We start from the raw sequence: 22,250 nt of genomic DNA on the forward strand, positions 1-22,250 counted from the left end.
CTCCCCGCCGGGGCCTTCGTGCTGTCCAAAAATAATCCATGAATTCTGGACTGCGGTCGGAATCCTGGTTGTGCTGGAATAGAGTCGCCGAAGAATACGGGGAAAAGAATGGAGACCGGCGATGCGGAATCGGATGTGAACGGGACGGACGGCGCGGGGCGTCGTATCTCCGCACAGGTCGTGTGCACCGCGATCCGTGACGACATCGTCGGCGGTTTCTATCCGCCGGGCAGCCGGCTGACCGAGGAGCTGCTGGCGAGGCGTTACGGGGTCTCCCGGGTCCCGGTGCGCGAGGCGCTGCGGACCCTGGAGTCGGAGGGGTTCGTCCGTACCCGCCGGCACGCGGGCGCCTCCGTCGCCGAGCCGACGGAGCAGGAGGCAGCCGACCTGCTGGAGATCCGCGGCCTGCTGGAGCCGCTGGGGGCCGCCAGGGCCGCGCAGCGGCGCACCGACGCCCACCTCAAGGTGTTGCGCGGGCTGGTGCGGCTGGGTCAGGAACGTTCCCAGCAGGGCCAGCTGTCGGATCTGCCGTCCCTGAACGGCTGGTTCCACGAGACGCTCGCCCAGGCCTCCGGCAGCCCCACGCTGGCCGCGCTGCTCACCCAGCTGCGGCACAAGATCGCCTGGGTGTACGGGGAGGGGGACCCCGGCCGGGCGGTGGAGTCCTGGGAGGAGCACGGCGCGATAGTCGACGCCGTGGCCCGCGGCGACGCGGAACGGGCCCGCAGGATCTCGGCCGGGCATGTGGAGCGCGCGGTCTCGGTGAGGACTCCGAAACACCCTGTATACGCCGCGCGGCGGCGGAATTAACAATGGCGCCGTATACAAGTGGGCAGAAATACCGTGGCCCTGAATAAAGAAAGGCGGGGCCGCGTTATCCATTCGGACAACGCGGCCCCGCCGAATTCCTGCACGGGCCTGCGCCCATGGGCTCAGACGGCTTCGGGGAGTTCCTCGAGACCCTCGGAGACCAGCTTGGCCAGCCGGTCGAGCGCGGCGTCGGCGCCATCGGCCTCCGACGCGAGCACGATCGGCTCGCCGCCCTGCGCGCCCAGGCCGAGCACGGCCAGCATCGAGGCGGCGTTGACGGCGTTGCCGTCCGCCTTCGCGATCGTCACCGGGACGCCGGCGGCGGTCACCGCGCGGACGAAGAGTGAAGCGGGGCGGGCGTGCAGGCCCTCGGCCCAGCCGACGGTGACACGGCGCTCAACCATGGTGTAGCCCTTCAGGTCGTTCCTGTTGTCTAGACCAGTCTCGCACGGGCGGAAGACTGCTCAGGCACCTCGACGCGGTTCAGCCTGCCCGCTGCGACGACCCCACGCTAGCCGGGCGCACCCGGTCAGCCGCCCGGGCACCGGCCCGGTCGGCCGCCTGGACACCAGCCCGGACACCGGCCCGGTCAGCGGGGCGCGCCCGGACACCGGTCCGCATACCCTGGCCCCATGACGACTCCGGCCCCCCGCCCGTATCCGGTGCACTGGGAAGCGGACGTCGTCCTGCGCGACGGCGGCATCGCGCACATCCGGCCCATCGGGCCGGGCGACGCCCAGCGGCTGGTGGACTTCTACGAGCAGGTCTCCGACGAGTCGAAGTACTACCGCTTCTTCGCGCCGTACCCCCGGCTCTCCGACCGCGACGTGCACCGCTTCACCCACCACGACTACGACGACCGGGTGGGCCTGGCCGCCACCATCGGCGACGAGTTCATCGCCACCGTCCGCTACGACCGCATCGACGCGGAGGGCCGGCCGGCCAGCGGGGACGCCTACCGGGCCGAGGTGGCGTTCCTCGTCCAGGACTCCCACCAGGGCCGCGGCGTGGCCTCCGCGCTGCTGGAGCACATCGGGGCGGTCGCCCGCGAGCGCGGCATCCTGCGCTTCATCGCCGAAGTGCTGCCCGCCAACCGCAAGATGGTCAAGGTCTTCACCGACGCCGGCTACACCCAGCAGCGCAGTTTCACCGACGGTGTCGTCCACCTCGAACTCGACCTGGAGCCCACCGAGGCGTCGGTCCAGGTGATGCGGGCCCGCGAGCACCGCGCCGAAGCCCGTTCGGTGCAGCGGCTGCTCACCCCCCGGTCGGTGGCGGTGATCGGCGCGAGCCGGCGGCCCGGCGGCGTCGGCCGCACCCTGCTGCGCAACCTGGTCGCGGGCGGCTTCACCGGCCGGGTGCACGCCGTCAACCGCTCGTTCCCCGAAGGCGAGAGCACCCTCGACGGCGTCCGCGCGCACCGCGACGTCGCCGGGATCCCGGAACCGGTCGACCTGGCGATCATCGCGGTGCCCGCCGAGAACGTGCCCGCCGCCGTCGCGGCCTGCGGCGAACACGGCGTCCAGGGGCTGGTCGTGGTCACCGCCGGATACGCGGAATCCGGCCCCGAGGGCCGGGAGCGGCAGCGCGAACTGGTACGCCAGGCCCGCTCCTACGGCATGCGGGTCATCGGCCCCAACGCCTTCGGCATCGTCAACACCGCGGCGGGCGTACGCCTCAACGCCTCGCTCTCGCCCGAGGTCCCGGCCACCGGACGGCTCGGGCTGTTCACCCAGTCCGGCGCGATCGGCATCGCACTGCTGTCCGGACTGCACCGGCGCGGCGCCGGCCTCTCCTCGTTCGTGTCGGCGGGCAACCGGGCCGACGTCTCCGGCAACGACCTGCTGCAGTTCTGGCAGGACGACCCGGACACCGACGCGGTCCTGATGTACCTCGAATCCTTCGGCAACCCGCGCAAGTTCACCCGGCTCGCCAAGCGGACCGCCGCGAGCAAGCCGGTCGTGGTCGTCAAGGGCGCCCTGCACTCCGGCACCACCCCGGCCGGGCACGCCGTGTCCCCGACGCGGATCCCGGACAGCACGGTGTCCGCGCTCTTCCGGCAGGCCGGGGTGATCCGCGTCGACACGGTCACCGAACTCCTGGACGTGGGCCTGCTGCTCTCCTTCCAGCCCATCCCGCGCGGCGGCCGGGTCGCGATCCTCGGCAACTCCGACTCCCTCGGGCTGCTCACCTACGACGCGGCCCTGACCGCCGGGCTGCGGCCGATCGCGCCGATCGACCTCACCACGTCGGCCGGGCCCGACGACTTCCGGACCGCGCTCACCGCGGCGCTGGCCGACGACGCCAGCGACGCCGTCGTCGTCACCGCCATCCCCCGGGTCGGCTGCGAGGACGCCCCCGACCCCGAGTCCGGCGACGACCCCGCCCTCGCGCGGGCGCTGCGCGCGGCCGCGGCCGGCTCCGGCAAGCCCGTCCTCGTCGCCCATCTCGCCCTGGAGACCATGGCCGACCGGCTGGGCGCCCCGCTCCCGGAGGACCCCTCCGGGCAGCCGGCGGAGCAGGCGCGGATTCCCGCGTATCCCGCCGCCGACCGCGTGGTGCGGGCGCTGGCGGAGGCAGTGGAGTACGCGCGGTGGCGGCACGAGGCCGAGACACCCGGCCGGGTGCCGCAGTTCACGGACATCGAGGAGAGCGCGGCGGCGGCCGACGTGGCGCGGCTGCTGGACGCGGGGGAGACGGAGGGCGAGCACGGCGTCGTCCTCGACGACACGGCCGCCGCCACGCTTCTGGGGCGTTACGGGATCACCGTGCGGTCCGCGCTGCCCGCGCCCGGGATCGGCGCCGCGCTGGCCGCCGCCGGGCGGCTCGGCTACCCGGTGGCGCTCAAGACGACGGCGCCGCACCTGCGGCACCGGGCCGACCTCGGCGGGGTCCGGCTCGACCTCGCGGACGAGGGCGATCTGCGGCGGGCCTACGAGGAGCTGACCGCGCGGCTCGGCAAGCCGGAGGAGCTGCTGCTGGTGGTGCAGGCGATGGCACCGCGCGGGGTGGACACCGTCGTCCGCGCCACGGTCGACCCGGCGGTCGGCGCCGTGCTCTCGTTCGGCCTGGCCGGAGCCCCCTCGGAGCTGCTGGGGGACACCTCGCACCGACTGGTGCCGGCCACCGACCGGGACGCCGCGGAACTGGTGCGCTCCATCAAGGCCGCCCCGCTGCTCTTCGGCTGGCGCGGCAGCGAACCGGTGGACACCGCGGCCCTGGAGGAACTGCTGCTGCGGGTCTCGCTGCTGGTCGACGACCTCCCGGAAGTGGTCGCCGTCGACCTGGAGCCGGTGGTCGTCGCGGCCCGCGGCCTCACGGTGCTGGGAGCGTCCGTCCGCCTCGACCGGCCGCCCGCCAGAACCGATCTCGGACCACGCGCACTGTCGTCCTTCTGAGCGGTACCCGCCCTTAAGATGGACCCCATGGCGAAGACCGGTATGACGACCCAGGGCCTGCGCACGGCCATCGAGCGCAGCGGCTACTACCCGGCCCTGGTGGCCGAGGCCGTCGAGGCCGCGGTGGGCGGCGAACCGGTGGCGTCGTACCTGGTCCATCAGGAGACGACGTTCGACGCGAACGAGGTGCGCCGGCATGTGACGGTGCTGGTCATCACCGACCACCGCTTCATCGTGAGCCACACCGACGAGCAGGCCGCCGACGACACGTCCCCGACCCCGTACGCGACCACCTCCACCGAGTCCGTGAAGATCGGCCGGATCTCGTCCGTGGTGGTCAGCCGCGTGGTGGCCAACCCCGAGGCGTACGTACCGGGCACGCTGCCGCGCGAGGTCGTACTGACCATCGGCTGGGGCGCCGTCAGCCGGCTGGACCTGGAGCCCGCCGCCTGCGGCGACCCCAACTGCGACGCCGACCACGGCTACACCGGCTCCTCGACCGCCGATGACCTGTCACTCCGCGTCAGCGAGGCCGGCGACGGGCCCGACGCGGTACGCCAGGCCCTGGCCTTCGCGCAGGCGCTCTCCGAGGCGACGGCGGCCGACCGCTGATGGTGCACGCCGTACCCGCCTACGACCCCGCGCCACTGGATCCGCGTACCGCACCGGCACCGCTCTACGGCACCGCTTCGCTCTGCGACCTCTTCCCCGCGGCCGCCGCCGGGCTCGCCGTCCCCGGGATGCCCGCCACCGGCCTCGAACTGGCCCCCGCCGACCGCGTCTGCGTCTTCCTGGTCGACGGCATGGGCTGGGAGCTGCTGCGCGCGCACCCCGAGGAGGCGCCCTTTCTCGCCTCCCTGATGCACACCTCGAACGGCGGCACCGGGCAGCCGCTCACCGCGGGCTTCCCGTCCACCACCGCGACCTCGCTCGCCTCGGTCGGCACCGGCCTGGCGCCGGCCCGCCACGGGCTCGCCGGCTACACCGTGCTGGACCCGTCCTCCGGCCGGCTGATGAACCAGCTGCGCTGGCAGCCCTGGACCGATCCGCACTTGTGGCAGCCGTACCCCACCGTCTTCCAGCTCGCCGACGCCGCCGGGGTCGCGACCTGCCAGGTGTCCTCGCCGAACTTCCAGCACACCCCGCTGACGAAGATCGCGCTCAGCGGCGGCACCTTCCACGGCCGGCTCACCGGCGACGAGCGGATGGACCTGGCGGCCGACCGGCTCGGCGCCGCCGACCGGACGCTCGTCTACACGTACTACAGCGAGCTGGACTCCATGGGCCACCGGCACGGCGTCGACTCCGACGCCTGGCGCGGCCAGTTGATGATGGTCGACCGGCTCGCCCAGCGGCTGGCCGAGCAACTCCCGCCGCGCTCCGCGCTGTACATCACCGCCGACCACGGCATGATCGACATCCCGTTCGACGACGAGTCAAGGATCGACTTCGACGAGGACTGGGAGCTCAGCGCCGGCGTCGCCGTCCTCGGCGGCGAGGCCCGCGCCCGCCATGTGTACGCCGTGCCGGGTGCCGCCGCCGACGTGTACACGGTGTGGAGCGAGGTGCTCGGCGAACAGATGTGGGTCGCCACCCGCGAAGAGGCCGTCGCGGCGGGCTGGTTCGGCCGCCCCGGCGACCCCGTCGACGAACGGGTGCTCGGCCGGATCGGCGATGTGATCGCCGTGGCCCGCGACGACATCGCGGTCATCGCGAGCCGCACCGAGGCGGGGGAGTCCCAGATGGTGGGCCTGCACGGCTCGATGACCCCCGTCGAGCAGCAGGTGCCGCTGCTCGAAGTACGTTCCTGACCCGCAGCGCAGCCCCCTCCTCCGTCCTGTCTCCTGAAAGGCCGTCGCCCTCCTCATGCCCGAGCTCGTGTTCTTCTCCGGAACGATGGACTGCGGAAAGAGCACCCTCGCTCTTCAGATCGAGCACAACCGCTCGACGCGGGGGCTGCAGGGCATGATCTTCACCCGCGACGACCGGGCGGGCGAGGGTGTGCTCTCCTCCCGGCTGGGCCTGTCCACCAAGGCGATCGAGGCCGCCGACGACGTCGACTTCTACGGCTATGTGGTCTCCCACCTGTCGGGCGGCGGCCGTGCCGACTACGTCCTGGTCGACGAGGCGCAGTTCTTCGCGCCCGCCCAGATCGACCAGCTCGCCCGGATCGTCGACGACCTGGGCCTGGACGTCTTCGCCTTCGGCATCACCACCGACTTCAGGACCAAGCTCTTCCCCGGGTCGCAGCGGCTCGTCGAGATGGCCGACCGCATCGAGGTCCTGCAGGTCGAGGCGCTGTGCTGGTGCGGGGCCCGCGCCACCCACAACGCCCGCACCATAGACGGACAGATGGTCGTCGAAGGCGCGCAGGTCGTCGTCGGCGACGTCAACCGCCCGGCCAGCGAAGTGGGTTACGAGGTGCTGTGCCGCCGTCACCACACCCGGCGGATGACGGCGGCGAGCGCTCAGGCCGCGACGCTGTCCCCGGACGTGCTGCCGGTGGACCAGGCCGTCGACCGGAACGGGGTCAGCGGGCCGCGTCGATGACGGTGAAGACGGCGCCCTCGGGGTCGGCCACCGTCGCCAGCCGCCCGTAGCCCGAGTCCCGGGCCGGCTGCAGCACCCGGCCGCCCAGCTCGACCACCCGGCGGGCCGCCGCGTCGGTGTCCGCCACGGCGAAGTACGTCATCCAGTGGGCACCCCGGTCACGGGGCAGCGACTGGCCGACGCCGTGGATCCCGGCCACCGGACGGCCCTTCAGCCGCAGGGTGAGGTAGTCGAAGTCCGCCGCCGCCTCGGGCTCCGTCTCATACCCGAAGACATCGGTGTAGAACTTCGCGACGGTCGACGACTCGCGCGTCACCAGCTCGTTCCAGGCCAGCGTGCCCGGCTCGCCGATGACGTCGGCGCCGGGGTGGCGCTGTGCCTGCCAGATCCCGAAGACCGCGCCCGACGGGTCGACGGCCACCGCCATCCGCCCCTCGTGATCGGCGTCCAGCGGGCCGACGCCCACCGTGCCGCCGCACTCCCGGATCAGCTCCGCGGTGACGTCCGCGTCGTCGCAGGCCAGCAGCGTGGTCCAGGAGACCGGCAGATGCCGGTCCTTCGGGCCGTCTCCGATCCCGGCGATCTGCCGCCCCCCCAGCTCGGCCCGGACATAGGGGCCGAGGTGCTGCGGTCCCTCGTGGAACTCCCATCCGAACAGGGCACCGTAGAACTCCTGGGCCGCATCCAGATTGTGTGCCATCAAGCTGACCCAGCAGGGCGTGCCGGGGGGACGCCGGCTCGGTACCTCGGTCATTGAATTCTCTCCTCGGGGCCGGCGCGGGGGGCATTCGGGGGAGGTGCCGAAGTCGATGGTTCCACCACCGGGCCCGCGGCGCGCCCCGGCCGCGCCGCATCCAACCCCTAAGTGCTGAATAGTGCCCGTTTTGGTATTTGACTTCCGTTTCGAGACGGTGGCCGCGCGACGGCGATCAGTCGAACGTCCAACGTGTGAGGCCCACAATGGACGTATGGAACCCATTATCGCTGCAGCCGAACTCGCGAGCGAGCTGAGCCGGACCACCGTACTCGACGTCCGCTACCGGCTCGGTGCTCCTCCCGGCCGTCCGGAGTACGAGGCGGGCCACATCCCCGGAGCGGTCTACGTCGACCTCGAATCCGAGCTGGCCGGCGAACCCGGCGCGGGCGGCCGGCACCCGCTGCCCGACCCGGAGGTCTTCGGCGCCGCGATGCGCGCGGCGGGCGTCAGCGCCGACCGTGACGTCGTCGTCTACGATGCCGCGCAGGGCTGGGGCGCCGCTCGCGCCTGGTGGATGCTGCGCTGGACGGGCCACACCCGGGTCCGGGTGCTGGACGGCGGACTGGCCGCGTGGACCGCCGCCGGGCAGCCGCTGGAGACCGGAACGGCGGATCCCGTCCACGGTGACTTCACCCCCGCCGTCGGATCGACGCCGCTGCTGACCGCCGACGACGCGGCGGCGCTGGCCCGGCGCGGACTGCTGCTCGACGCCCGGGCGGGCGAGCGGTACCGGGGCGAGGTCGAGCCGATCGACCCGGTCGCCGGCCACATTCCGGGCGCGGTGAGCGCTCCGACCACGGAGAACCTGGCGGCGGACGGCCGCTTCCTGCCGGCCGAGGTGCTGGCGGCCCGGTTCGCGGAGCTGGGCGCCAAGGACTCCGCCGAGGTCGGCGTCTACTGCGGCTCGGGCGTCTCGGCGGCGCAGGAGGTGCTGGCGCTGGCGGTCGCGGGCATCCCCGCCGCGCTGTACGTGGGTTCGTGGAGCGAATGGACGGCCGACGCGGACCGTCCGGTCGCCACCGGCGCGCAGCCGGGCTGACCCCCGGACCGCGGCTCAGGACCGGGGCCCCGGACAGGGGTGGGGCGGACGGGTAAGGGGCGGCGCACCCGGTGCGCCGCCCCTTACCGTCGCTGTCTGCGGTTACTCCTGCTTCTTGCGGCGGCTGCCGAAGACGATCTCGTCCCAGCTGGGCACCGTCGCCCGGCGCCCCGGCCGGACACCGTCCGCCTCGGCCTGCCGGTCCGTGGTGCCGACCAGCCGGTCACGGTGACCCGCGACGGCCCGCGGCATGAGGACGTCCGCGTACGCGGAGCCCGCACCCGCGCTCGCCGCGGGCGGAGCGGCCTCCTCGGCCGCCGGCTCCTCCGGCTGCTCCGCCGGAGCGGTCTCCGGCGGCGCGGACGGCGGTGACGGTACGACCATGTCGCCGCGGAAGCTCGGCACCGCCTCCAGCAGGCTGGTCAGCGAGTCCCGGTCCTCCTCGGCACGTTCGGCACTGCGCTCCTGCGGCCGGTTGGGGCGTTCCAGCTGCCGGTCGAGCGCCCGGTCCAGCGGGCGGTCCCTGGGCAGCCGGGCGATCCGCGGCACGAAGGGGAAGCTCGGCGGCTCCTTGGAGTCCTGGGTCTCCGGAGTCTCCTGCTGGGTGGTCTCGCCGATCAGCGCCCGTGCCTCGTCGTCCACGGCCTGGACGAGCCGCCGGGGCGGGTCGTACGTCCAGCTCGCGGAGTGCGGTTCACCGGCCACCCGGTAGACCAGCAGGACTTCCCAGGTGCCGTCGTCACGCCGCCAGGAGTCCCAGAGAACGGTCTCCTTCTCGGCGCCCCGCAGCAGCAGCCGCTCCGCGACCGCTTCCCCGAGCTGCGGTCCGGCGCTCTCGCCGTGCCGCCGCACCGGGGTCTTCCTGGCCCGCTCGGCCATGAAGGCGCGCTCGGCGAGCACCGGACCCTCGAAGCGGCGCACCCGTTCCACCGCGATACCGGCGGTCTGGGCCACCTCTTCCGCCGAGGCTCCGGCTCGTATCCGTGCCTGGATGTCCCGTGGCCGCAGGTGGCTCTCGACCTCGATCTGACCGAGGCGGGCACGGTCATTGCGTACCGCTGCCCGGAGTCGCTCGTCGATGGGGAGCGAGTATTCCGTGCTGTCTGCAGCCTTGAGCACCAGTCGTGTGCCGTCGTTGCTGACGGCCACGACACGCAGTTCGGGCATGGGAACCTCCCGGGTGGTGCCTGCCGACGTCACGTGCGTCGCTGCTCCCGTTGGACGAGTGTGGCCTGCCCAGGTGCGGCACGCCACAACCTTGCAGGGTTACCCGGCGTGTCGGGCAGGTGCCGTGACTCGCCGTTATGGGACGGTGACCAGTTGGCCACTCAGAGTGACCAAACGCGGCACCCCGGGATGAGCACCGCCTCCGGGCTCCCCTCCCGTTGGTCCGGGCAACCGGACGGGAAGCCGGAGCCAGGATTCGCCACAGTACTCCATTCGGGCCACTGGGGTGGGTTGCGGCGCCGCCGAAGTTCTCCCGCGACAAGGGAGTTGAGTGGCGAGGCTCACAGAATGTCCGCAAGTGGAACTACTGCCTTCGCCCATATGTCTCTTCTCTGTGCAAGGAGGATGAGATCGGCTACCCAGGTATGGATATGGACGAAAAGGACGAGCGCGAGGAAACGTCCCAGCGGGGACGGCTGGACCTGAGCGTCCCCCAAGTGGCGGGCAGTGCGCTGGCGGCCGTGACCGCGGCGCTGCTGGCGTCGCAGCTCGGTGTGTACGGGACGATCATCGGCGCCGGCGTGGTCAGCATCGTGGCCACCGCGGGCGGCACGGTCTTCCAGCACTTCTTCCGGCGCACCGGCGAACAGATCCGCACGGTGTCCACCCGGCACCTGCCGGTCTCCGTCCCGGGGACGGAGCCGGAGGCGGGGGCGGGCTCCACCCGGCTGCTGGAGGAACTGCCGCCACCGGGCGAGGACGAAAGGCCCGACGGGGAGTACGGCGAGGCGACCGTGCACGGCACGACCAAGCGCGGCTGGCACAAGTCGGCGATCGGTGCCGTGGTCGTCTTCGTGCTGGCGATGGGCACCGTCACCTCGATCGAGCTGGCCACCGGATCGGAGCCGTCCGTCAAGGCGGTCTTCGACGGCGGCGGAACGCACCACCGGCCGCCGGCCGACCGGCCGAGCGCCCCGGCCTCCGATCCGGCCGGCACCTCAGGGGACACCCCCTCGCCCGGATCGTCGACGACTCCTTCGGAGTCCTCGTCGCCGTCGCCGACCCCCTCGGGCAGCGGTAGCGGCAGCGGCTCGCCGACGCCGGACCCGAGCGGTTCCCCGTCATCGAGCGGCAGCCCGAGCACCAGCATCCCGCCGACCCCGGACCCCGGCGGGTCCTCGGACGACGGCAAGGGCGGTACGGGCGGCTCCGCGTCTCCCGGCGCCCAGGGCGGCGCCCAGGGGGCCGCGGCGGGCGCCGGGACGCAGAACTGAGCGCCGGGGACCCCGGCCGGTCCTACGCGCCGAGCACGCGCCGCAGATAGTCGTTGGCGAAGAGCCGCTGCGGGTCCAGCCGGTCGCGCAGGGCGGTGAACTCGCCGAAGCGCGGATAGACCCCGGAGAAGTACTCCGCGTCTCGGGTGTGCACCTTGCCCCAGTGCGGCCGGCCCTGGTGCGCGGTCATGATCTTCTCGGCCGCGGTGAAGTACTCCTGGTAGCGGCTGCCCCGGTACATGTGGACGGCGATGTACGCGCTGTCGCGGCCGGAGGCGGTGGACAGGGTGATGTCGTCGGCGGGCGCGATCCGCACCTCGACCGGGAAGCTGATCCGCAGCCCCGAGGACTCGACCATCGCCTTGAGCTCGCGGATCGCCCCGACGGCCGCCTCGCGCGGCACGGCGTACTCCATCTCCACGAACCGCACCCGGCGCGGACTGGTGAAGACCTTGTACGCGATGTCGGTGTACGTGCGGGCCGACAGCGCGCGGCTGGAGACCTTCGCGATGCCGGGGATGGTGCCGGGAGCGGCCCTGCCGAGCGAACAGGCGGCCTGGAACAGCCCGTTGGACAGCAGCTCGTCGTCGATCCAGCCCTTGACGGGGGAGAGCGGGGCGGCCGGGCCCTGACTGCGGTTGTTGCGCTTGGTGTTGCAGCTGTCGGTGTGCGGGAACCAGTAGAACTCGAAGTGCTCGTTCTCCGTCGTCAGCTGGTCGAACTCCGCCATGACCCGGTCGAAGCCCATCGGCTCCTCGCGGGCGGTGAGCAGGAACAGCGGTTCGACCGCGAAGGTGATCGCGCTGATCACCCCGAGGGCGCCGAGGCCGAGCCGGGCCGCCGCGAAGACATCGGCGTTCTCGTCCGCCGAGCAGGTCAGCACCGAGCCGTCGGCCAGCACCAGTTGCAGGCCCTTGATCTGGGCGGATATCGATCCCGAGTCACGGCCGGTGCCATGGGTGCCGGTGCTGGTGGCGCCCGCCACCGTCTGCTCCATGATGTCGCCCATGTTGGTCAGCGACAGGCCCTCGGCGGCCAGCGCCGCGTTCAGCTGGTGGAGCGGAACCCCCGCCTCCACGGTGATCGTGCCGCGCTCGCGGTCGATCTCCCGGATCGCCGCCAGCCGGTCCGGCCGGATGAGGACCCCGCCGGTGGCGGCCGCGGCGGTGAAGGAGTGCCCGGTGCCCACGGCCTTCGCCGTCAGCCCGTCCTCGGCTGCCCTGCGAACGGCGGCGGACAGCTCGTCCACCGAGGCCGGCGACACACTGCGCCGCGGTTGGGAGGTGACGTTCCCCGCCCAGTTACGCCACACCTTCTCGGCGGATCCGTTCATCGTGCTCGTCGTGCTCATACGTACGCGGCCCCTCCTGCTCCGGCGCCGGCCGCAGCCGGCGGAACCCCAGGACTGCCACCACCACGGCGAGTGCCCCGGCGGCGGCCGGCACCGCGTACGCCGCTTCCGCCCCCGACGAGTCGATCACCCACCCGGACACCGAGGCTCCGAGAGCCACGCCGACCGTGATGCCTGTGCTCACCCACGTCATGCCTTCGGTCAGCTTCGCACGCGGTACCAGCTGTTCGACCAGGGCCATGGTGATGACCATCGTCGGTGCGATGGACAGGCCCGCGACGAACAGCGCTACGGCCAGGAACCACAAGTTTCCGACCAGTAGGAGCGGGATCATACTCACAGCCATCACGCACACACCCACCAGGAAGCCCCGGGAGGCGGACCCTTTCAGCCGGAGCAGCCCGAAGGCCAGTCCCGCGACGCAGGAGCCGAACGCGTACACCGCGAGCACCAGGCTGGCCGCGGCCTTGTGGCCCAGCTCGTCGGCGAAGGCCACCGTCGTGACCTCGACCGAGCCGAAGATCGCGCCGGTGCAGGCGAAGGTGGTCACCAGCACCTGGAGGCCGGGGGAGCGCAGCGCCGAGCCGCCCGCGTGGGAGGCCGTGGGGTGCGGGACCGGTTCCGTGGAGCGCTGAGCGGTCAGCAGGAACGTGCCGACCGCGAGGAAGACCGCCGCGAGCAGCGGGCCGGCCTCGGGGAACCAGACCGTGCACAGCCCGATCGACAGGATCGGGCCGACGATGAAGCAGACCTCGTCGACCACCGACTCGAACGAGTACGCGGTGTGCATCGCGGGGGTGCCGTGGTGGATCACCGCCCAGCGGGCCCGGACCATCGCGCCCAGGCTCGGGGTGGCGCCCGCCATGACGGCGAAGACGAAGAGCGCCCAGTCCGGCGCGTCCCACACGACGCACAGCAGCAGGCCCGCCACCGCCAGCACGGTGACCGCCGCCGCCGGGCGCAGCACGCGGCGCTGCCCGTGGCGGTCGACGAGCCGGGACACCTGCGGGCCCATCACGGCGCCGGACATCGCGAGCGTCGCGGAGAGCGCGCCCGCCAGCCCGTAGCGGCCGGTGACCTGGGAGATCATCGTCACGATGCCGATGCCCAGCATCGACAGCGGCAGCCGGCCGATGAAACCGGCGGCTGAGAAACCCTTGGTTCCAGGTGCTGCGAAGATCGCGCGATACGGGCTGGACACGGGCACTCCACGGCGTCTTCGCCGGCGTCGGTAAGGCTTGTGACTGTCCTCCACAGGTTACGTGGCGGGGCAATCGCTTTTCTGGACGCCGGGCACCAGTGGCAGGATCGGACCCATGTCCGATCACAACGAGGCCGGTCCCGCGGCCGGGCCCTATGACGCGCTGCTCCTGCTGTCCTTCGGCGGCCCCGAGGGACCCGACGACGTCGTCCCGTTCCTGGAGAACGTCACCCGGGGCCGGGGCATCCCCCGGGAGCGGCTGAAGGAGGTCGGACAGCACTACTTCCTGTTCGGCGGGGTCAGCCCGATCAACGCGCAGAACCGCGAGCTGCTCGACGCGCTGCGCAAGGACTTCGGCGAGCACGGCGTCGCCCTGCCGGTCTACTGGGGCAACCGCAACTGGGCGCCCTACCTGGTCGACACGCTGCGCGAGATGACCGACGACGGGCACCGCCGCATCCTGGTGCTCGCCACCAGCGCCTACGCGTCGTACTCCGGCTGCCGCCAGTACCGCGAGAACCTGGCCGGCGCCCTCGCCGAGCTCGCGGCCGAGGGCCGGCCGGTGCCGCGCGTCGACAAGCTGCGGCACTACTTCAACCACCCCGGCTTCGTGGAACCCCTGACCGACGCGGTCCTCACCGCGCTCGGCGAACTTCCCGCCGAGGTCAGGGCCGGCGCCCGCCTGGCGTTCACCACGCACTCCATCCCGACCGCCGCCGCCGACACCTCGGGCCCGGTGGAGGGCCACGGGAACGGCGGCGCCTACGTGGCGCAGCACCTGGACACCGCCCGGGTGATCGCCGACGCGGTACGGGAGGCGACCGGCACCGAGCACCCGTGGCGGCTCGTCTACCAGTCGCGCAGCGGCGCCCCGCACATCCCGTGGCTGGAGCCGGACATCTGCGACCACCTCGTGGAGCAGCACGAGAGCGGCGCGCCCGCGGTCGTCATGGTGCCGATCGGCTTCGTCTCCGACCACATGGAGGTCACGTACGACCTCGACACCGAGGCGGCCGCCAAGGCTGCCGAGCTGGGGCTGCCGGTCGCGCGGGCCGCGACCGTGGGCGCCGACCCCCGGTTCGCCGCCGCCGTGCGCGACCTGGTCCTGGAGCGGGCGGCGAACGAGCGCGGCCTGGCGCCGCGGCCCTGCGCGCTGGGCTCGCTCGGCCCGAGCCACGACGTCTGCCCGGCGGGCTGCTGCCCGTCCCGGAGCCCCCAGCCCGCTGTCGCGGGCACCGACTGAGGAGAGCCGTGAGCACCGAACTGCTGGAGATCGCGCTGGAAGCCGCCCACAAGGCGGGCGAACTGCTGCGCACCGGCCGGCCCGCCGACCTCGGGGTGGCGGCCACCAAGTCGAGCCCGATCGACGTCGTCACCGAGATGGACATCGCCGCCGAGAAGCTGATCACCGAACTCATCGCGAAGCACCGTCCCCAGGACGGTTTCCTCGGCGAGGAGGGCACCGAGAGCCCGGGCACCAGCGGGGTGCGCTGGGTCGTCGATCCGCTCGACGGCACCGTCAACTACCTGTACGGGCTGCCCTCCTGGTCCGTGAGCATCGCGGCCGAGTGGGACGGCGAGACCGTGGTGGGGGTCGTCGCGGCCCCGATGCGCGGCGAGACCTACCGGGCGGTGCTCGGGCAGGGTGCCTTCGTCAACGACACCCCCGCCCGGCCGCGCCCGGTGCCCGAGTTCTCGCACGCCCTGGTCGGCACCGGCTTCAGCTACCTCACGGAGCGCCGGGTGACGCAGGCCGAGGTGCTGCGCACCCTGCTGCCGAAGGTGCGCGACATCCGGCGCGGGGGATCGGCCGCGATCGACCTCTGCGACGTGGGCTGCGGACGGCTCGACGCGTACTACGAGCGCGGCCTCAATCCGTGGGACTTCGCGGCCGGCGCCCTCTTCGCCCGGGAGGCGGGCGTCCGCACCGGCGGGCGCCCCGGGCAGGCTCCGTCGAACGAGCTGACCGTCGCCGCGGGACCCGGCCTCTTCGAAGCGCTCCAGGGCCTGCTGGAGGACCTGGGGGCCTGGCACGACTGACCTGGACCGGGGCGGCCGTCCGCGGGCGGCAGGGGTGCGCCGGTGTCCTTCGGCGGGTGCTCCGGCGGATCCCCGCCGGAGCACCCGTCCGGTCCTCGCCCGCGTTTCCCCGTCCGCGCACGCGAACGCCCCGGCACCGTGGAGGTGTCCGGGGCGGGCCGACGGCCGCTGCGCTGCCGTTCCGGGTCGGGTTCCGGGTCGGAGGGTCGGTCAGGCGACCTTGGACTGGATGTGCACGCCATGTTCCGCGGCCAGGCGCCGCAGATCGTCGAGCTCGCTCTGTTCGACCTCGGCGAGGAACTCGTCGCCGGCCTCACGGGCGTGGTGGAGGTCGGATTCAGTGCTGTGTATCCGCTGCAGGATTCCGGTGGTGAATGCGTCCATCTGCTGGCGCCCCCTCGTCGTCGTCGTTGACACGGGGTGTGTCAAAGCCCATAACGGCGCGGCGGGATGCGCGTCGGGGCTTGGTTGGTGGGTGTACGACGGGTCCTCCCCGGGCCCGGCGACGAGGAAACCTTGAGCGGACGACGAATTCCGGTCCGGTCGCCACTTACCGCCGGTTTACGGCCGTCCGGTGCAGGATGGGAGGACATTCGTACTGCTCATGGAAGGAAAGCGCCTTGCGCGTACTGGTCGTCGAGGACGAGCAACTGCTCGCCGATGCGGTTGCCACCGGACTTCGCCGCGAGGCCATGGCCGTCGACGTCGTGTACGACGGTGGCGCCGCCCTGGAGCGGATCGGGGTGAACGACTACGACGTCGTGGTCCTCGACCGTGACCTTCCGGTCGTCCACGGTGACGACGTCTGCCGGCAGATCGTCGGGCTGGGGATGCCGACCCGGGTGCTGATGCTCACCGCCGCGGGCGATGTGAGCGACCGGGTGGAAGGGCTGGAGCTGGGTGCCGACGACTATCTCCCCAAGCCCTTCGCGTTCAGCGAGCTGACCGCGCGGGTCCGCGCGCTGGGCCGCCGGACGACCACGGCCCTGCCGCCGGTCCTGGAGCGGTCCGGCATCAAGCTCGACCCCAACCGCCGGGAGGTCTTCCGGGACGGCGCCGAGGTGCATCTGGCGCCGAAGGAGTTCGCGGTGCTGGAGGTGCTGATGCGCAGCGAGGGCTCGGTGGTCTCCGCCGAGCAGCTCCTGGAGAAGGCGTGGGACGAGAACACCGACCCGTTCACGAACGTGGTGCGGGTGACGGTCATGACGCTGCGCCGCAAGCTCGGCGAGCCCCCGGTGATCGTCACCGTGCCGGGCTCCGGATACCGGATCTGATGGCGGTGACCACTTCCGCCGCCCCGCCCCCGCCGCCGTCCACGGCCCCGCAGAAACCCGGGTGGGAACCGATTCCGGTCGAGAGCCCGCCGCCCTGGCTGCGGCCGACGATCCGGATACGCCTGACCGTCCTGTACGGCGGCATGTTCCTGATCGCCGGTGTCCTGCTGCTGTGGATCATCTACCTGCTGGCCGCGCAGGCCCTGCACCAGGGCAATGAGCTGCCCTTCCGGCTGATCACCGGCCAGGTGTCCGGGAATTCGTCCTGCGCGCTCCCTTCCTCGGGGAGCGCCGACGAGTTCACCCGGGCCATCGGCAGCTGTATGCAGAACCAGCGCGAGCTGGCGCTCAACACGCTCCTCAGGCGCTCGCTGATGGCCCTCATAGGGCTGACCGTGGTCGCCTTCGCCTTCGGCTATGTGATGGCAGGGCGGGTGCTCTCGCCGCTGGGCAGGATCACCCGCACCGCGCGCGGCGTGGTCAGCTCCGACCTCAAGCGCCGGATCGAGCTCGACGGCCCGGACGACGAGCTCAAGGAGCTCGCCGACACCTTCGACGACATGCTCGACCGGCTGGAGCGGTCCTTCGACGCGCAGCGCCGCTTCGTGGCCAACGCGTCGCACGAACTGCGGACGCCGCTGGCGATCAACCGCACGCTCCTGGAGGTGCAGCTGGCCGACCCGGATGCGTCGGCCGACCTCCAGCAGCTCGGCAAGACCCTGCTGGCCACCAACGAGCGCAGTGAGCAGCTCGTGGAGGGCCTGCTGCTGCTCGCCCGCAGCGACAACGAGATCGTGCACCGGAAGCCGGTGGACGTGGCGGAGGCGGCCTCCCAGGCCCTCGACCAGACCCGCGCCGAGGCGCAGGCCAAGGGCGTGGAGCTGCGCAGCGAGCTCGGGCCCGCGGTGGTGCAGGGCAACGGCGTGCTGCTGGAGCGCATCGCGCTGAACCTGGTGCAGAACGCGGTCCGGTACAACACGGCGGACGGCTGGGTCGAGGTGACGACCGGCACCGAGGCCGGCCAGGCCCTGCTGATCGTGACGAACACCGGGCCGGTGGTGCCCGCCTACGAGGTGGACAACCTCTTCGAGCCCTTCCGCCGCCTCCGTACGGAGCGCACGGGCAGCGACAAGGGCGTGGGCCTGGGGCTGTCCATCGCGCGCTCCGTGGCGCGCGCCCACGGCGGCTTCATCTCGGCGGAGCCGAGGGAGGGCGGTGGCCTGGTCATGCGAGTGGTCATCCCGCTCTGACCGCGGACCCGGCGGCGGACCGAGCGGCGGACCCGGTGACAGCTCCGCCGTGGTCGGCCGAAGTCTTCCGAAGGGTCTTCCGAGGGCCGCGGAACCCCTCGTGAGGGTCGGATCGTGTTCGCTTTGCGAGTAATTTCGCGGTCTGTGAATCGTAGGAAGCTGGTGTGATTGATCACACCTGGAATTCCGGTCCCGCCTACCCTGTGTGATCACTACGCCCGAAAAAAGACCGGAAAATCCATGTTTCCGCTGGTCATGATCACGGGAAGTACACGTGTTGGCACGAGTGATGTGCGACTTTCAGACCGGAACAGGTCCTGATCGGCCACTGCCACGATCACCTCATCCGGGGTGACGTTGGGTGTCGATTGAGTAACAGGCCTTGATGTGAGGCAAAATCTCCGCCTCAGGTCGGGCACAAGTCCGGCCTCCCGCGCGTTACGTGCGCAGACACCAGCAGATACCCAGAGGGGGAGAGCGACACATGGCAACGGATTACGACACACCACGCAAGACTGACGATGACGTCAATGAGGACAGCATCGAGGAACTGAAGGCTCGCCGGAACGAGAAGTCCACGTCCGCGGTGGACGTCGACGAGTTCGACCAGGCCGAGTCCCTGGAGCTGCCCGGCGCCGACCTCTCCAACGAGGAGCTTTCGGTCCGGGTGCTTCCCCGGCAGGCGGACGAGTTCACCTGCATGACCTGCTTCCTGGTGCACCACCGCAGCCAGCTGGCCGGCGAGGCGAAGAACGGCGACCCGATCTGCCGCGACTGCGCGGCCTGAGGCAGCGGGTAGCCGTGAAGGGCTCGCCTGAGGGCCGGGAGGACGACGAGCGGGGCCGTGCGGCCTCGCTCGCGGCCGCCATGGGGCGCGGGGTGAAGAGCGGGGCCAGGAAGAGCGGCAAGGGCGCGCGGGTCGGTATGGGCTCGCTCGCCGAGCGGCTCGTCGACGCGGCCCCGCGCATCCCCGTGCGCGACCTGGACACACTGCGGAAGCAGTTCCCGGGTCTGGGTCCCGAGGACATCGCGGACAAACTCGTCGCCGGTGCCGTCAAGGGCACCATGACCGTCGGAGCAGGCGTGGGAGCGGCGGCGATGCTGCCGACCCCGCCCGCCATGCCGGCGGAGCTGGCCGCGGAGACGCTCGGCGTCGCGGCGGTCGAGTACAAGCTCATCGCCGAGCTGCACGAGGTCTACGGGCTCCGTGCGGCCGGCACCGTACGGGAGCGCGCGACCGCCTACCTGTGGTCGTGGACCGAGCAGCGCGGCATCGACGTGCTCAAGCTGTCCTCGATCAATGTCGCGCTCGGCGGCAAGATGAAGCGGGAGCTGCGCCAGCAGCTCATCAAGCGCACGGTGCGGAACCTGCCGACGCTGACCCCGTTCATGATCGGTGCGGCCGTCGGCGCCACGATGAACCGGCGCGACACCAAGAAGCTCGCGGAGAAGGTCCGGAAGGACCTGCGTGCCGCCCAGATCCCCTGGGACGCGCTGCCCGCCCCCGAGCTGCCCCAGGCTCCCCCGCCTCCCGCTATCGAGCTCTGACGGCCTCCAGGGCCTGTGCCAGGCGCTCCGGGGAGCGCGTCGACAGATAGACATACGGCGTCGGGTCCGCCGGGTCCGTGATCTCCACCTTGAGCGCGGTCGGCACGTAGCTCCGCAGCAGCATGAAGGCGCGCGGATTCGCCTTCCGCCCGCGCCAGGCGATCGTCTCCTCCGGGTCCAGCACCGTCGCCTCGCCCAGCGCCGCGACCGGGATCTTCGCCTCGCCCGCGACCAGCGAGCCGGCCACCACCCGGATCCGCGCCGAACCGTACGAACTCAGGCCCATCGCCGCCAGCGCGGTCCCGCCGGCGAGACCCGCCAGCATCGGCAGCACCCCGAAGGGAAAGAGGATCAGCGCGGCTGAGACGCCCGCTCCCAGAGCCAGGAGCCACCAGGAGCGCGGGACGGTGAGGCGTTCGTCGTAGGGCTGCATGGCACCCAGCTTGGCAGACGCTTTCCGGCCGTCCGCCGCCCGGCCGTCACTTCCCGCGCAGCCGGTCCACCGCCCGCGCCACCCGGGGCGGGGCGGCCCGCAGACCGGTCGCGAGCTGCTTGGCCCAGTCCGTCGCGGCGGTCGGCGCCATCACGTCCAGGGCCGCCGCGGAGCGGGCGCCGCCGCCCACCAGGTAGCGCGGCAGGGGGCGCCGGGCGTTCAGCGCCTTGAGGACCGTGAGGGCCACCGGACGCGGACCGGGCAGCGTCCTGGCGTCGCGCACCACCTGGTCGGCGGCGGCGTACTGGTCGCGGTAGGCCGAGGTCCGCTCGGCCGGCAGCAGCTCCGCTCCCCGCTCCCAGATCCCGGTGCGGTGCGAGCCCGGCTCGATCAGCACGACCTTCACACCGAACGACTCGGTCTCCATGCGCAGCGCGTCCGTCACCGACTCCAAGCCCTGCTTGCTGGCGCAGTACCAGCCCAGCATCGGCAGCGAGACCCGGCCGGCGACCGACGAGATGTTCACGATCCGGCCGTCCCGGCGCTCCCGCATCGCCGGCAGCACCAGCCGGGCGATACGGGCCGGGGCGATCAGGTTCGTCTCCAGCTGGCGCCGCGCCTGCTCGTCGTCCACGTCCTCGACGGCGCCGGGCTGGGCGAAACCCGCGTTGTTGACCACCGCCCAGGGGCCGCCGTCCGTCATCATCGCGATCTCGGTGAACGCCTGGACGCACGACGTCGCGTCGGCCACGTCCAGCAGTACCGTCCGCACCGCCGCCCCCGTGCGTTCCACCACCGCCCGCAGCGCCCCGGCCTTCTCCGGCGTCCGCACCGTGCCGATGACGTCGAATCCGGCGTGCGCGAGCTCGAGGGTGACGGCGAGGCCGATGCCTCGGCCGGCTCCGGTGACGACGACGGACTTGGGACTCATGTGCGCTCCGGTCAAGGTGGGGTAGAAGCCGGTACGGGTCAACGGACGGCCGACGGGAAAGGATCCCGCAGGAGGGTAGGGTCTCGGGCGTGAGTGGAGCTACCGCATCCGAGAGCCCTGGCCGGCCGGGCCTGAAGCCGCCGCCAGACGCAGCCCTGCCCGTACGGCACCCCGGTGCGCCAGCGCCCGGCGAACTGCTCGGGGCGCACTACGACCAGTGTTTCGGCTGCGGCGAGGGACAGCCGCACGGACTGCACCTGGAATCCCGTGCGGGTGACGGCGTGAGCGTCACCGCGGAATTCACCGTACAGACCGCCCACCAGGGCGCGCCCGGCCTCGCGCACGGCGGTGTGCTGGCCTCGGCGCTGGACGAGACGCTCGGCTCGCTGAACTGGCTGCTGCAGGTCATCGCGGTGACCGGCCGGCTGGAGACGGACTTCGTCCGCCCGGTGCCCGTCGGCACCACCCTGTATCTGCGGGCGCACTGCCGCGCGGTCGCCGGACGGAAGATCTACAGCACCGCCGAGGGCCGGATCGGCGCCCCCGACGGCCCGGTCGCGGTCCGCGCCGAGGCGCTCTTCCTGGAAGTGAAGCTCAACCACTTCACGGACAACGGACGTCCCGAGGAGATCCAGGCCGCGATGTCCGACCCCGACCAGGTCAAGGTCGCGCGCGCCTTCGAGGTGAACCCGTGAGTGAAGCCGTACGACGTCCCCTGGACGTCCTCATCCGCCGTCTCGACGACTCGGTGCCCATCCCGGCCTACGAGCACCCGGGCGACGCGGGAGCCGACCTGGTGACCACCCAGGCCGCGGAACTCGCCCCCGGCGAACGGACGGTGCTCCCCACCGGCGTGTCCATCGCGCTGCCGGACGGGTATGCGGCCTTCGTACACCCCCGCTCGGGCCTCGCGGCCAGGTGCGGAGTGACCCTCGTGAATGCCCCGGGAACGGTCGATGCCGGGTACCGTGGGGAGATCAAGGTGATCGTGGTCAACCTGGACCCACGCGAGAGCGTGCGGTTCGAACGGGGAGACCGGATCGCCCAACTGGTCGTCCAGCAGGTCGAACGGGTCCGCTTCCACGAGGTCGCGGAACTTCCCGGTTCTGCCAGGGCCGCTGGGGGCTTCGGCTCCACCGGGGGGCATGCCTCGGTAGGTGATGCCCCCGACGGCCAGACCAGTAATGGATTCGCTTCGGTCGTTGCAGACCGGGAAGGACAGTGACC

At 72.1% G+C, this 22,250-nt stretch carries 23 protein-coding genes; 15 read left to right on the forward strand and 8 right to left on the reverse strand.

Features of this window, described 5'->3' with window-relative positions:
* The first annotated feature begins 108 nt into the window (after nucleotides 1-108).
* Complete coding sequence (locus tag LNW72_RS29355) at nucleotides 109-810, forward strand: GntR family transcriptional regulator (protein WP_250978104.1); 702 nt, start codon at nucleotides 109-111, stop codon at nucleotides 808-810.
* A gap of 122 nt (nucleotides 811-932) precedes the next feature.
* Here LNW72_RS29355 and LNW72_RS29360 read toward each other — a convergent pair whose 3' ends face one another.
* Nucleotides 933-1,214 (reverse strand): HPr family phosphocarrier protein, encoded by a 282-nt coding sequence (locus LNW72_RS29360; RefSeq protein ID WP_138357493.1) that lies wholly within the window; start codon nucleotides 1,212-1,214, stop codon nucleotides 933-935.
* Nucleotides 1,215-1,442: 228 nt separating this feature from the next.
* Here LNW72_RS29360 and LNW72_RS29365 point away from each other — a divergent pair, with 228 nt between their 5' ends.
* The 4 genes from LNW72_RS29365 to LNW72_RS29380 are packed head-to-tail and all read left to right on the forward strand — an operon-like array spanning nucleotide 1,443 to nucleotide 6,758.
* The gene (locus tag LNW72_RS29365) at nucleotides 1,443-4,208 is read left to right on the forward strand and encodes a bifunctional GNAT family N-acetyltransferase/acetate--CoA ligase family protein (RefSeq protein WP_250978105.1); all 2,766 of its coding nucleotides are present in this window, start codon (nucleotides 1,443-1,445) and stop codon (nucleotides 4,206-4,208) included.
* 27 nt (nucleotides 4,209-4,235) lie between these two features.
* The gene (locus LNW72_RS29370; protein WP_138357495.1) at nucleotides 4,236-4,820 is read left to right on the forward strand and encodes a DUF5998 family protein; all 585 of its coding nucleotides are present in this window, start codon (nucleotides 4,236-4,238) and stop codon (nucleotides 4,818-4,820) included.
* Nucleotides 4,820-6,019 carry an alkaline phosphatase family protein gene (locus tag LNW72_RS29375; RefSeq protein WP_250978106.1) on the forward strand — a complete coding sequence of 400 codons (1,200 nt, stop codon included), beginning with the start codon at nucleotides 4,820-4,822 and terminating at the stop codon, nucleotides 6,017-6,019. Before LNW72_RS29370 ends, LNW72_RS29375 begins: the two co-directional genes overlap by 1 nt.
* A gap of 55 nt (nucleotides 6,020-6,074) precedes the next feature.
* A complete protein-coding gene (locus LNW72_RS29380; protein WP_138357497.1) occupies nucleotides 6,075-6,758 on the forward strand; it encodes a thymidine kinase in 684 nt (227 codons plus the stop codon).
* Here LNW72_RS29380 and LNW72_RS29385 read toward each other — a convergent pair.
* Nucleotides 6,739-7,512 carry a VOC family protein gene (locus LNW72_RS29385; RefSeq protein WP_250978107.1) on the reverse strand — a complete coding sequence of 258 codons (774 nt, stop codon included), beginning with the start codon at nucleotides 7,510-7,512 and terminating at the stop codon, nucleotides 6,739-6,741. The genes LNW72_RS29380 and LNW72_RS29385 overlap by 20 nt on opposite strands.
* Nucleotides 7,513-7,726: 214 nt before the next feature.
* Between LNW72_RS29385 and LNW72_RS29390 the strand changes: the two genes are divergently transcribed.
* Nucleotides 7,727-8,554: a sulfurtransferase gene (locus tag LNW72_RS29390; RefSeq protein ID WP_250978108.1), complete on the forward strand. Its 828-nt coding sequence runs from the start codon at nucleotides 7,727-7,729 to the stop codon at nucleotides 8,552-8,554.
* Nucleotides 8,555-8,656: 102 nt separating this feature from the next.
* Here LNW72_RS29390 and sepH read toward each other — a convergent pair whose 3' ends face one another.
* Nucleotides 8,657-9,721, reverse strand: coding sequence for a septation protein SepH (sepH, locus tag LNW72_RS29395; protein ID WP_250978109.1), 1,065 nt, complete (start codon nucleotides 9,719-9,721; stop codon nucleotides 8,657-8,659).
* Nucleotides 9,722-10,152: 431 nt separating this feature from the next.
* Here sepH and LNW72_RS29400 point away from each other — a divergent pair, with 431 nt between their 5' ends.
* Nucleotides 10,153-10,995 (forward strand): hypothetical protein, encoded by an 843-nt coding sequence (locus LNW72_RS29400; RefSeq protein ID WP_250978110.1) that lies wholly within the window; start codon nucleotides 10,153-10,155, stop codon nucleotides 10,993-10,995.
* A gap of 22 nt (nucleotides 10,996-11,017) precedes the next feature.
* On the opposite strand, the gene LNW72_RS29405 is transcribed toward LNW72_RS29400, so the two are convergent.
* Together LNW72_RS29405 and LNW72_RS29410 are read right to left on the reverse strand one after the other, a co-directional pair.
* Nucleotides 11,018-12,346 carry a D-arabinono-1,4-lactone oxidase gene (locus LNW72_RS29405; RefSeq protein ID WP_250978111.1) on the reverse strand — a complete coding sequence of 443 codons (1,329 nt, stop codon included), beginning with the start codon at nucleotides 12,344-12,346 and terminating at the stop codon, nucleotides 11,018-11,020.
* A complete protein-coding gene (locus tag LNW72_RS29410) occupies nucleotides 12,297-13,547 on the reverse strand; it encodes an MFS transporter (protein WP_250978112.1) in 1,251 nt (416 codons plus the stop codon). The genes LNW72_RS29405 and LNW72_RS29410 overlap by 50 nt, the downstream gene beginning before the upstream one ends.
* A 115-nt stretch (nucleotides 13,548-13,662) precedes the next feature.
* On the opposite strand from LNW72_RS29410, the gene LNW72_RS29415 reads away from it, so the two are divergent.
* Both LNW72_RS29415 and LNW72_RS29420 read left to right on the forward strand, forming a co-directional pair.
* Nucleotides 13,663-14,790 carry a ferrochelatase gene (locus tag LNW72_RS29415; protein ID WP_250978113.1) on the forward strand — a complete coding sequence of 376 codons (1,128 nt, stop codon included), beginning with the start codon at nucleotides 13,663-13,665 and terminating at the stop codon, nucleotides 14,788-14,790.
* An 8-nt stretch (nucleotides 14,791-14,798) separates the two neighbouring features.
* Complete coding sequence (locus LNW72_RS29420; protein WP_250978114.1) at nucleotides 14,799-15,587, forward strand: inositol monophosphatase family protein; 789 nt, start codon at nucleotides 14,799-14,801, stop codon at nucleotides 15,585-15,587.
* A gap of 210 nt (nucleotides 15,588-15,797) precedes the next feature.
* Here LNW72_RS29420 and LNW72_RS29425 read toward each other — a convergent pair whose 3' ends face one another.
* The gene (locus LNW72_RS29425) at nucleotides 15,798-15,971 is read right to left on the reverse strand and encodes a hypothetical protein (RefSeq protein ID WP_250978115.1); all 174 of its coding nucleotides are present in this window, start codon (nucleotides 15,969-15,971) and stop codon (nucleotides 15,798-15,800) included.
* 236 nt (nucleotides 15,972-16,207) lie between these two features.
* On the opposite strand from LNW72_RS29425, the gene LNW72_RS29430 reads away from it, so the two are divergent.
* From LNW72_RS29430 to LNW72_RS29445, 4 genes are all read left to right on the forward strand, one after another.
* Entirely contained in the window at nucleotides 16,208-16,861 is a 654-nt protein-coding gene (locus tag LNW72_RS29430) for a response regulator transcription factor (protein ID WP_138357505.1), read from the forward strand.
* Complete coding sequence (locus LNW72_RS29435) at nucleotides 16,861-18,111, forward strand: HAMP domain-containing sensor histidine kinase (RefSeq protein WP_250978116.1); 1,251 nt, start codon at nucleotides 16,861-16,863, stop codon at nucleotides 18,109-18,111. The genes LNW72_RS29430 and LNW72_RS29435 overlap by 1 nt, the downstream gene beginning before the upstream one ends.
* Before the next feature lie 484 nt (nucleotides 18,112-18,595).
* Nucleotides 18,596-18,898: a DUF4193 domain-containing protein gene (locus tag LNW72_RS29440; RefSeq protein WP_138356502.1), complete on the forward strand. Its 303-nt coding sequence runs from the start codon at nucleotides 18,596-18,598 to the stop codon at nucleotides 18,896-18,898.
* Nucleotides 18,817-19,659 carry a hypothetical protein gene (locus LNW72_RS29445; RefSeq protein WP_374117428.1) on the forward strand — a complete coding sequence of 281 codons (843 nt, stop codon included), beginning with the start codon at nucleotides 18,817-18,819 and terminating at the stop codon, nucleotides 19,657-19,659. Before LNW72_RS29440 ends, LNW72_RS29445 begins: the two co-directional genes overlap by 82 nt.
* On the opposite strand, the gene LNW72_RS29450 is transcribed toward LNW72_RS29445, so the two are convergent.
* Together LNW72_RS29450 and LNW72_RS29455 are read right to left on the reverse strand one after the other, a co-directional pair.
* A complete protein-coding gene (locus LNW72_RS29450) occupies nucleotides 19,646-20,092 on the reverse strand; it encodes a DUF3093 domain-containing protein (protein ID WP_250978118.1) in 447 nt (148 codons plus the stop codon). The two genes, LNW72_RS29445 and LNW72_RS29450, sit on opposite strands and share 14 nt — an antisense overlap.
* Nucleotides 20,093-20,138: 46 nt before the next feature.
* Entirely contained in the window at nucleotides 20,139-21,023 is an 885-nt protein-coding gene (locus LNW72_RS29455) for an SDR family oxidoreductase (protein WP_250978119.1), read from the reverse strand.
* An 89-nt stretch (nucleotides 21,024-21,112) separates the two neighbouring features.
* Between LNW72_RS29455 and LNW72_RS29460 the strand changes: the two genes are divergently transcribed.
* Together LNW72_RS29460 and dut are read left to right on the forward strand one after the other, a co-directional pair.
* Nucleotides 21,113-21,718: a PaaI family thioesterase gene (locus LNW72_RS29460; protein ID WP_250978120.1), complete on the forward strand. Its 606-nt coding sequence runs from the start codon at nucleotides 21,113-21,115 to the stop codon at nucleotides 21,716-21,718.
* Nucleotides 21,715-22,248 carry a dUTP diphosphatase gene (gene dut, locus LNW72_RS29465; RefSeq protein ID WP_250978121.1) on the forward strand — a complete coding sequence of 178 codons (534 nt, stop codon included), beginning with the start codon at nucleotides 21,715-21,717 and terminating at the stop codon, nucleotides 22,246-22,248. Before LNW72_RS29460 ends, dut begins: the two co-directional genes overlap by 4 nt.
* The last annotated feature ends 2 nt before the right edge of the window (nucleotides 22,249-22,250 follow it).

It is taken from the genome of Streptomyces sp. RKAG293 (genome assembly GCF_023701745.1).
Taxonomy (GTDB): Bacteria; Actinomycetota; Actinomycetes; order Streptomycetales; family Streptomycetaceae; genus Actinacidiphila.